This window comes from Streptomyces sp. NH27 (assembly GCF_056859195.1).
The window spans coordinates 17706-27289 of sequence record NZ_JACEGK010000024.1 but is presented as its reverse complement, the minus strand read 5'-3'; the positions used below and the strand labels follow the sequence as shown (position 1 = coordinate 27289).

At 73.7% G+C, this 9584-nt stretch carries 6 protein-coding genes and 1 pseudogene; 1 reads left to right on the top strand and 6 read right to left on the bottom strand.

Annotated elements, in window-relative coordinates:
• Positions 1-18 precede the first annotated feature (18 nt).
• Positions 19-1134 (top strand): sensor histidine kinase, encoded by a 1116-nt coding sequence (locus tag AC13HU_RS04125; RefSeq protein ID WP_483040337.1) that lies wholly within the window; start codon positions 19-21, stop codon positions 1132-1134.
• Between the two features lie 793 nt (positions 1135-1927).
• Here AC13HU_RS04125 and AC13HU_RS04120 read toward each other — a convergent pair.
• The 6 genes and pseudogenes from AC13HU_RS04120 to AC13HU_RS04095 all read right to left on the bottom strand — a co-directional run.
• Positions 1928-2929 carry a S66 peptidase family protein gene (locus AC13HU_RS04120; RefSeq protein WP_483040334.1) on the bottom strand — a complete coding sequence of 334 codons (1002 nt, stop codon included), beginning with the start codon at positions 2927-2929 and terminating at the stop codon, positions 1928-1930.
• A 19-nt stretch (positions 2930-2948) separates the two neighbouring features.
• On the bottom strand, positions 2949-4943 hold the full coding sequence (locus tag AC13HU_RS04115; RefSeq protein ID WP_483040333.1) for a S9 family peptidase: 1995 nt from the start codon (positions 4941-4943) through the stop codon (positions 2949-2951).
• Positions 4940-6352: a M20/M25/M40 family metallo-hydrolase gene (locus AC13HU_RS04110; protein WP_483040332.1), complete on the bottom strand. Its 1413-nt coding sequence runs from the start codon at positions 6350-6352 to the stop codon at positions 4940-4942. Before AC13HU_RS04110 ends, AC13HU_RS04115 begins: the two co-directional genes overlap by 4 nt.
• The gene (locus AC13HU_RS04105; RefSeq protein WP_483040331.1) at positions 6345-7181 is read right to left on the bottom strand and encodes a M55 family metallopeptidase; all 837 of its coding nucleotides are present in this window, start codon (positions 7179-7181) and stop codon (positions 6345-6347) included. Before AC13HU_RS04105 ends, AC13HU_RS04110 begins: the two co-directional genes overlap by 8 nt.
• A gap of 120 nt (positions 7182-7301) precedes the next feature.
• Positions 7302-8024 carry a class I SAM-dependent methyltransferase gene (locus AC13HU_RS04100; protein WP_483040330.1) on the bottom strand — a complete coding sequence of 241 codons (723 nt, stop codon included), beginning with the start codon at positions 8022-8024 and terminating at the stop codon, positions 7302-7304.
• A 418-nt stretch (positions 8025-8442) separates the two neighbouring features.
• Positions 8443-9356, bottom strand: a pseudogene (locus AC13HU_RS04095) (hypothetical protein); the annotation flags it as partial.
• Positions 9357-9584: the final 228 nt, after the last annotated feature.

Genomic DNA, 9584 nt, shown 5'->3' with positions numbered 1-9584 from the left:
CCCCGAGGGCGGTGCTCGATGCGTGACGTCCTGCTGATCGCCGCCTACGCGGCGATGGGCGCCGCGGCCGCCGGGCTGCTGGGCGCGCTGGCGCTGCGGCTGCTGCGGAACCGCTCGGTCGCGCTGTCACTGGCCGTGGTCGCGGCGGTGACCGTCGCCGCGATGCTCGCGGGCACTCTGTCGGTGGCGTGGGCGATGTTCCTGTCCGAGCACGACCTCGGAGTGGTGACCACGGTGTGCGCCATAGCCGCGGTCGTGTCGCTCGCGGTCGCCCTGATCCTGGGGCGCCGGGTGGTGGCGGGCTGCCGGGCACTGACCGAGGCGGCCCGCGCCTTCGGCGACGGCGGCCCCTTCGCCGCCCCCGCCCAGGCGCCCACCGCCGAACTCGCCGATCTGGGAAGGGAATTGGCTGCCACCAGCGCGAAGCTCGCGGCCTCCCGGGAGCGGGAGCGCGCCCTGGAGGCGTCCAGGCGCGAACTGGTCGCATGGATCTCGCACGACCTGCGCACCCCGCTGGCCGGGCTGCGGGCGATGACCGAGGCCCTGGAGGACGGCATAGCGGAGGACCCCGCGCGCTACCACCAGCAGATCCGCGCCGAGGTGGACCGGCTCAGCGGGATGGTGGGCGACCTCTTCGAACTCTCCCGCATCCAGGCCGGGGTGCTCACGCTGACGCCGGCCCGCATGTCGGTGTACGACCTGGTGGGCGACGCGATCGCCGGTGCCGACCCGCTCGCCGCCGAGCACGGCGTACGGCTGGTCGGCGAGCGGGTGGAGCAGGTGCCGATCGAGGTGGACGGCCGGGAGATGACCAGGGTGCTGGCGAACCTCCTGGCCAACGCCATCCATCGCACCCCCGCCGACGGCACCGTGGCGGTCTCGGCCCGGCACGACTCCGAGTCGCACTCGGTGGTGCTGTCCGTCACCGACGGCTGCGGCGGTATCCCGGCGGACGACCTGCCGCGGGTCTTCGACACCGGCTGGCGCGGCACCGGCGCACGCACCCCTCCGGCCGGCGCCGGCCTCGGGCTGGCCATCGTCCGCGGCATCGTGGAGGCCCACCACGGCCGCGCCTCGGTGCACAACGTGCCGGGCGGCTGCCGCTTCGAGGTCCTGCTCCCGGCGGCCGGTTAGGGACTGTCGTGTGGGTCTCCACGGCGTCGCGTCGCCCGGCATGCACCTCTGCAGCGTTGCCGTCGATCGCCGGCTCCCCCACGGTGACCCAAACGGCAGACCCCAGACCGAGCCGGACCGATGACCACGGCCCGATGACCACGGCCCGCGACCGCCGCCGTGCGGGCCGGGTCCAGGCCAACTGCCTTGCCGTGGGAGCGACGGTCGGGCGATCCTGATGCCGGGCCGGCGGAAGCGGAAACGTCAGCGGCTCGACGCGAGCCGTCGGGCCGCCGCTCGCACCGCTGCTGACGGGGGCCGTTGGGAACGGTCTTCGAGACCCAGGACGAGTCGCAGTGGCGCGCCCGGGTGCCAGGATTGCTTACGACCTGGTGCACGATAGGCGGTGGATCAGCGAGCCGCGTCATGGGGCTTCGGATGCAAGGCGCCGAAGTGTCCTCTCAGGGTGGTGCCCTGATGGCATTTCGGCAACGCCGCAGACGAAAGTCGCAGGACGTCGCAAGCCCGCCGCCTATCGTGCACCAGGTCGTTACCGGGGACGAGCCGATCGATCCCGGGCATGACCCGGATCAACACGCTCTGTGGCCGGCTGGCGCGGCCGACCACATACCGGTTGAGCGTCTTCGTGCCGGAACCCGCCGGCGGCCGGCCCGGCGCCGATCCCGGTCGCTGAACCCGAACGACCCCGGCCACGGCCGACGTTCGCCGACTGGCGGCGAACATCGCGTCCGCCGACTGGCGGCGGGCATACGGACCGGTTGCCCCCGCGGCTGCGCGCACGGGCGCCCTCCGGTCACGCCAGCGCGGGCACCTCCATGCTGAGGACCGGGCCAGGCGCTGCCGGGTCGCCGGGAGCGCTGGGCGGGGGCGCGTCGAGGACCGCCGGGACACCGAGCGGCATCGTCAGCGTGGACGCGCAGTGCCCAAAGCCGAACTCCTCGACCACAGGCACCCCGAGCGGCCCGAGCAGGTCCAGGAACAGTTCCCGCACCGCGTCATAGGGGCCGCAGCCCGCCCACGAGCCGAGCACGACCGCGCTGACCCCGTCGAACCAGCCGGCCCGCAGCAGTTGGGTGAGGTAGCGGTCGAGGCGGTACGGCTCCTCGCCGACGTCCTCCAGCAGGAGGATGCCGCCGGCCGCCGACGGGCGTGCGTACGGCGTGCCGAGGTCGGCGGCGAGCAGGGACAGACAGCCGCCCAGGGTGACGCCCTCGGCCCGGCCGGGCACGAGGGTGCGGGCGCCGGCCGGGGCCAGCACCTGCACCGCCTCGGGCTCGAACAGGGTGCGCCGCAACCCGTCGCGGGTCGGAGCGTCGTCGAGGAAGGTGACGGTCGCGGCCATCGGGCCGTGCACGGTGGCCAGGCCGAGCCGGGTGGCGACGGCCTCGTGCAGCGCGGTGATGTCGCTGTAGCCGATGAGCGCCTTCGGGGGCGCGGCCCGCATCTCGTCCCAGTCCAGCAGATCGACCATCCGCTGCACTCCGTAGCCGCCGCGGGCGCACAGCACGGCGGTGGTGGTCGGGTCGCACCAGGCGTCCTGGAAGTCGTCGGCCCTGACCTGGTCCGTGCCGGCGAGATAGCCGGAGCGATGGCCGTCCAGGACGTGCGGGGCCACCTCCGGCTCCAGGCCCCAGCCGCGCAGCACCTCCAGGCCCGCCGCGAGCCGGTCGGCCGGTATCGGCCCGCTGGGGGCCACCACGGAGATCCGGTCGCCCGGGCTGAGCCGGCTCGACCGGATCAGCGCGGGCACGGGGACACCGACGACGTCGGCGACCCGTCGCAGCCGTTCGGTCATGAGCTCGGCTCCTGCCCGGTCACGTGGTCAGCTCCAGCACCGGCACCCCGGCCGGGGTGAAGCCGAACACCTGCCCGTAGAGCGACAGTTCGGCCTCCAGGCAGGTCACCATGGTGTCGAGCCGGCGGAAGCCGTGGCTCTCGCCGGCGAAGGCGCGGTAGGCGTGCGGGATGCCGCGCCCTGCGACGGCGGCGAGGAACCGCTCGCACTGCACCGGCGGGCAGATCACGTCGTCGAGCCCCTGGAGCAGCAGGAACGGCACCCCGATCTGGTCGCTGCGGTTGATCGGCGAACGGTCCCGGTAGCGCTCGGGCACGTCGTCAACCGGTCCGACCAGCGACTCCAGGTACTGCGACTCGAAGTCGTGGGTCTCGCCGCCCTGCTTCGACCAGCCGAGCAGATCCAGGATCGGGTAGATCACGGTGCCGCAGGCGTAGGTGTCGGTGCTGGTCAGGGCCGCGGCACTGGTCCAACCGCCGGCGCTGCCACCACGGATGGCGAGCCGGTCCGGGTCGGCGGCGCCCTCGGCGACCAACCCTTGGGCGACCGCGGCGCAGTCCTCGACGTCGACCACGCCCCACTGCTCGCGCAGCCGGTTGCGGTAGGCGCGGCCGTGGCCGGTGGAGCCGCCGTAGTTGACCTCGGCGACGCCGATGCCGCGCGAGGTGAAGTAGGCGATCTCCAGGTCGAGCACCATCGCCGCGCGGCTGGTCGGCCCGCCGTGGACCCAGATCGCGTATGGCGCGGGGCCGTCGGCGGTGACCTCCGGGTGGCGCGGCGGGTAGACGTGGGCGTGCACCTCGCGGCCGCCGGGGCCGGTGAAGGTGCGGGCGACCGGGTCGGGGAGGTAGGCGGGGTCGACCGTGTCGTGGTGCGCGTTACCGATCACGCGGGTGCGGCCGCCGGCGGTGTCGAGTTCGACCACCTCGTAGGAGGTGCGGCCGCTCGCGGCGACGCCGATCACCCGGCTGCCGGTGGCGGCGAGCGTCGGGTTCCATTCCGTCCACAGGCCGGGGGCGTCGCTGACGCTGCCGGTGGCGGTGTCGAGCAGCCCGAGCCGGGGGGCGCCGACGCCGTGCAGTACCGCGATCAGGCCGTGTTCCAGCGGCTGGAACCAGCGGTGGCCGAGCTTCCACAGCGCGCCGGCGAACTCCTCCTCGCGCGGGCACAGGTTGACCGCGTCGCCGGTGGCCGGGTCCACCCGGTGGATGTTCCACCAGCCGGTGCGGTCGGTGGCGGCGAGCAGGGTGCCGTCGGGCGACCACTCGGCCTGCGAGACGGACTCCTCGGGGCCGCCGATGAGGGTGCGGGCCGGGCCGAACACACCGTCCGCGCCCACGTCGGCGATCCGCAGCTCGGTGCCGTCCCACGGCATGAGCGGGTGGTCCCAGGCGAGCCAGACGGCCCGCGCACCGTCGGGTGACAGCCGCGGTCCGGTGACGAAGCGGTGGGCGGCGGCGGCCAGTTCGCGGACGGCGGCGCGGTCGTCGGCGGCCGAACCGTCCAGCGGGACGGCCGCGGGCACCCGGCGTACGTCCGAGGGCCCTTCCCCGGTGAACTCCTCCAGCACGCCCCAGACCTCGCCCCGCTCCGGGCTGATCGTGAGGTCGGCCCAGCGCAGACCGCCGCCGACCGGCGAGACCGGGGTGAGCGGGCGCGGCTCGCTGCCCGGCTGGTCGGGGTGGAAGGCGTACAGCCGCTGGTCGACGTGGTGCGCGAAGACGATCAGCACCGAACCGTCGAGGACCACGCCCGCCCAGGGGGTGCCGCCGTACTCGATGACACGGCTGCGGACGTTCCACGGCGCGGGCAGCGGGCACTGCTCGGTGCCGTCGGGCAGGCGGCGGATCAGCGCGCGCCGGCCGCCCTCCGCGGGTCGGGGCGCGGTCCACCACACCTCGTCGCCGACCACACCCACGAACTCCGGGCTGCCGTCGTGCGAGGCGGCGGTGGTGGCGTCGATCGGCGACGGCCAGGTGCCGTAGGCGACGGGCATGCGGTCGGTGGCGGTCATCGGGCACTCTCCCCAGCGATGGCGGCCGCGGCGGAGGTGGTGTGCGCGGCGGGTGCGCCGGTGCGGCGCAGGAAGCGGTCCAGCACCTCGACCCCGAAGTGCAGCGCCTCGACCGGGACCCGCTCGTCCACACCGTGGAAGAGCGCGTTGTAGTCGAAGCCGGGCGGCAGCTTCAGCGGCGAGAAGCCGTAGCCGGCGATGCCGAGGCGGGAGAACTGCTTGGCGTCGGTGCCGCCGGACATGCAGAACGGCAGCACGTGGGCGCCCGGGTCGAAGTGCTCCAGACACTCGCGCATCACCGCGAACGTGGGCGAGTCGACGGGCGCTTCGAGCGCGACCTCGCGGTGGTGGTACTCCCAATCGACGTCCGGCCCGGTGAGCCGGTCCATGGTGGTGGTGAAGTCCTCCTCGCCGCCGGGCAGCACGCGTCCGTCGACGAAGGCTGTGGCGGAGCCGGGGATGACGTTCACCTTGTAACCGGCCTGGAGCATGGTCGGGTTGGAGCTGTTGCGGACGGTCGAGCGCACGAAGGAGGCGGCCGGGCCGAGCCTGGTGAGCAGGGCGTCGATGCTGTCGGGGTCGGTCGCCCCGTCGCCGTCGGTGATGCGGTCGAGGTCGACGTCCACGCCCTGGAGCGCGGACAGTTCGGCGAGTGCGGCGCGCACGGTGTCGGTGAGCCGCAGCGGCCAGCGGTGGTCGCCGATCCGGGCGACGGCGGCGGCGAGCCGGCTGACGGCGTTGTCCGCGTTGACCTTCGAGCCGTGGCCGGCCCGGCCGCGCGCGGTGAGCTTGAGCCAGGCGGTGCCGCGCTCGCCGGCCGCGACCGGGTAGAGCCGCAGGCCGTCGCCCGCGTGGAAGGTGTAGGCGCCGGACTCGCTGATGCCCTCGGTGCAGCCCTCGAAGAGTTCGGCGTGCTTGTCGGCGAGGAACTCGGAGCCGTAGGAGGCGCTGTCCTCCTCGTCGGCGGTGAAGGCGAGCACGATGTCGCGCACCGGACGGTGGCCGGTCCGGGCCCAGTTGCGGACGGTGGCGAGCACCATCGCGTCCATGTTCTTCATGTCGATGGCGCCGCGGCCCCAGACCACGCCGTCGCGGATCTCGCCGGAGAAGGGGTGCACGCTCCAGTCGGCGGCCTCGGCGGGCACCACGTCGAGGTGGCCGTGCACGAGGAGGGCGTCGGCGGACGGGTCGGTGCCGGTGATGCGGGCGACCACGTTGGCCCGGCCGGGGGCGGACTCCAGGATCTGCGGCTCGATGCCGGCGTCGGCGAGTTGCTCCGCGACGTACTCGGCGGCAGGGCGTTCGTTGCCGTCGCCGCCACCGCGGTTGGTGGTGTCGATCCGGATCAGGTCGGAGGTGAAGCGGACCACCTCGTCGAGCGCCTGTGCGTCGACGGACTGCTCAGCCATACTGCTCCTCCACGGCCTGCGAAACGAGTGTGGTGACCGCTTTGAAGGCGCGGATTCCTTCGTACATGGTCGGCAGGGTGTAGGCCACCCGCCGCTCCCCGGTGCGCTCGACGCCGGGCACCACGGTGGCGGCTCCGGCCAGATGGACCGCGTCGAACTCCAGCTCCACCGTGTACGGCCCGGCGTCCGCCGGTTCGTACTTGACGGCGAGCGCGGCGGCCTGCTTGGCGGCGGCCCGGATGTCGGCGGCGGTGCGCGCGGGCGGGCGGCACACCGCGGCGTACCGCGAGACGTAGTCCTTGACGGCGACCGTGTGGGCCTCGGGGGCGTATCCCCGCGCGTCCAGTCCTGTCCGGTCGTCGCCGGTGACGAGCACCACCGGGACGCCGTACTCAGCGACGACCAGGGCGTTCAGCCGGCCCTCGCTGGCCTGCTCGCCGTTGACCCACACGCCGGTGATGGAGTTGGCGAGGTAGGTGTGGGCGAGGACGCCCTCGGTGCCTGCCCCGGTGTGGTAGCCGACGAAGGCGATGCCGTCGACGTCGCCGTGCTGGACGCCCTCGACCATCGACAGGTCCTTGTGACGGCCGGTGAGCATCTGGGCGCGCTCGTCCAGCTTCTCCAACAGGAGGTTGCGCATGGACCAATGCGCCTCGTTGACAAGGACCTCGTCGGCGCCGCCGTCGAGGAAGCCGGCGATCGCCGCATTGACGTCGGACGTGAACATATGGCGGCAGCGCTGCCACTGCTCGCTGCCCGGCAGGACGTCGGCCGGCCACGTCACGCCGGTCGCGCCTTCCATGTCCGCCGAGATGAGGATCTTCGTCATGAGCGTCACGTTACGCGGCCCCCTGACGGCCGTGCCAGCCCCCTTTCTCAGCCTGTGGATAACTTCAATGGTCCAGACCTCTTGCGCCGCCCGGTCCAGCCCCGTGCGCGGACCCTCGAATCACGCCTGCCGGCCCGCGACCAGCCACTTCGACGGCACCGTCACCCGGTCGCCAGCCGCGTCGAACTCGACTGTCAGCAGCGGTTGTTCACCTTGCGCGAGTACGTCGAGGCCCGCGTCGGCGAAGAATCCGGGCACGGCTGCGTCGGCCACCTCGCCCGGCGCGATGCCGTGCGCGAAGATCGCCCGGAGTTTCACCGACGGACCGGCCGGCGCCGCGGCGAGCGCGCCCAGCACCCCCTTCGCCGCCTCCGCCAGCTCCACCGCGAAGACCCGGCCGCGCCCGCCGGTCAGTTCGGCGATACCCGCCACCAACTCGGCCCGGTCCTGCGGCGCGCACTGGTGCAGGACGCCCCGCATGTACACGTTCGCGTCACCGGTCTCCGCGTGCAGCCGCCGCATCGCCTCCCGGTCGACGGCGTCCAGCACCTCGTAGCCCGCCGCGCCGTGCGGGTCCGCCCGCCGGGCCCGGTCCACCGCCTCCTTCGACAGGTCCGCGCCCATCACCCGGTCGTACCGCTCGGCGAGGAAACGCGTCTGCGTGCCGTTCCCGCAGCCCAGGTCGACCAGCGGCAGCCCCGGGTCGAAGTACCCCTCGAAGTGCGGCAGGTGCAGCGCCGACGCGAGCGCGGGGTCGACATCCCAGAGCGCCCCGCCCACCTCGTCGGGCGCGTCCCGCCAGAAGCTCTCCCACACCTGCTCGTACTCGCCGGAAACCTTCATCGGTACGCACCTCCGCCGTGATTCCGCCGTATGCCCCCTGCCCGGTACCCGTATTCACCCCCGCGCACCCTCGCGCCTGCCCGCTTCACCCCCGCGCGCGCGTCGCCGCCCGCACCGCCCGCGACCTCGCCGAGGCCCGTCCGCACGGCTCACGAACCCCGCGGCCGCCCTATCGTGCACCAGGTCGTAAGCGCCGCGCGCCGCCGCCGGCAGGGCCAGCTCGCACCAGACCGTCTTCCCGCGGGCGGAGCGGCTGGTGCCCACTCGCGGGGCCAGCCGGTTGGCGATCCGCATGCCGCGTCCGCCGTCGTCCTCGGCGCCGGCACTCAGCAGGACCGGCACCGCGTGGTCGTCGTCGCCGACCTCAGCAGGTCGGACTCGACCGGGTCGTAGATCGCGTGGAGGCAGGTGGCCAGGTACTCACCTCGTTGAGGAACTCCAGGTGCTCGCGGACCGCCGCGTACTCGCGGTCTGGCGCCAGATCGTCGTCTTCGGCGACCCCCGGTCCAGCCCCCGCGCCGGCACCCGGTCCAGCGCCCGATGCACCGATACGCCCGATGCGCCGGCGTACGCCCCCTGCTACCCCGGCCCCGCCGCATCGGCCCGGGCGGCCCGCCGTCCGGCCTCCCGCTCGGCCCGGCGCGGCACGCCCCAGTCCGGGGTGACCGGCACCCGGTCGTGGCGGCCGACCTCCAGCACCGGATACCCCGACTCCAGCACCTGGGCCACGATCCGCGCGCTGTCCAGCGGGTTCATGCCGGGCAGGATCTCCGGTAGTCGCTTGGCGAGCTCGTCGGAGCCCGGGAACTCGGCGAACACCGAGTGCGGCGCGAAACCCGGCGCGACCGGCTCGAACACCTCGGCAGGCCCGGGAGTGTCCGCCCCGGCCGCGGCGAGCGCCTCGGGGGCCACGACCCCGGTTTGCGCGGCGTCCGCGGCGAGTACCAACAGCCGCTCGGGGCCCGGGCCGGCCAGCGGATACGCCCACCACAGCAGGTCGAGCGGCAGCTCGCCACCTTCCGCGCCGACCCGTTCGCCCGCGCCGTCGACCACGCTGTGCGACCGGTCGAACACCCGGGCCCGCCCCGCGGTGGGATACGAACTCCCGCCGTCCTGGGCCGGGTCCAGGTCGTCGTACCCCACCCAGGTCGCGTCCAGGGCCCCGACCACGGGCAGCACGTCGACCGCCGGGCGGCCGACCGCCTCGTCCCTGGTGGGCCCGAACAGGCGCCTCGCCCCCGTGCTCCAGTGGGAGACCGCACCCGCGACGTCGACGATCACCACCGCGAGCGGCACCCGGCCGGAAATCACTGGCGGATTGCGGCGGTCCATGGTTCGTTGGGCTCCTCCCGTGGCAATCGCGGGACCATGCCCGGGCGCGCCTGAACTTGTCCCCGGTGCATGATCCGCGGTGCCGGTACCACGGTACGGCCGGACCGGACCGGCAGGGGAGGCAAAGCACGAAACCGGCGTACGCCCGCACGGAAGCAACCGATCCGAGCGTGCTAGCGTCCAAAGTCTGTGTTCGAACTCTTGTCATGGTGGGAGTTCGTTCCCCGC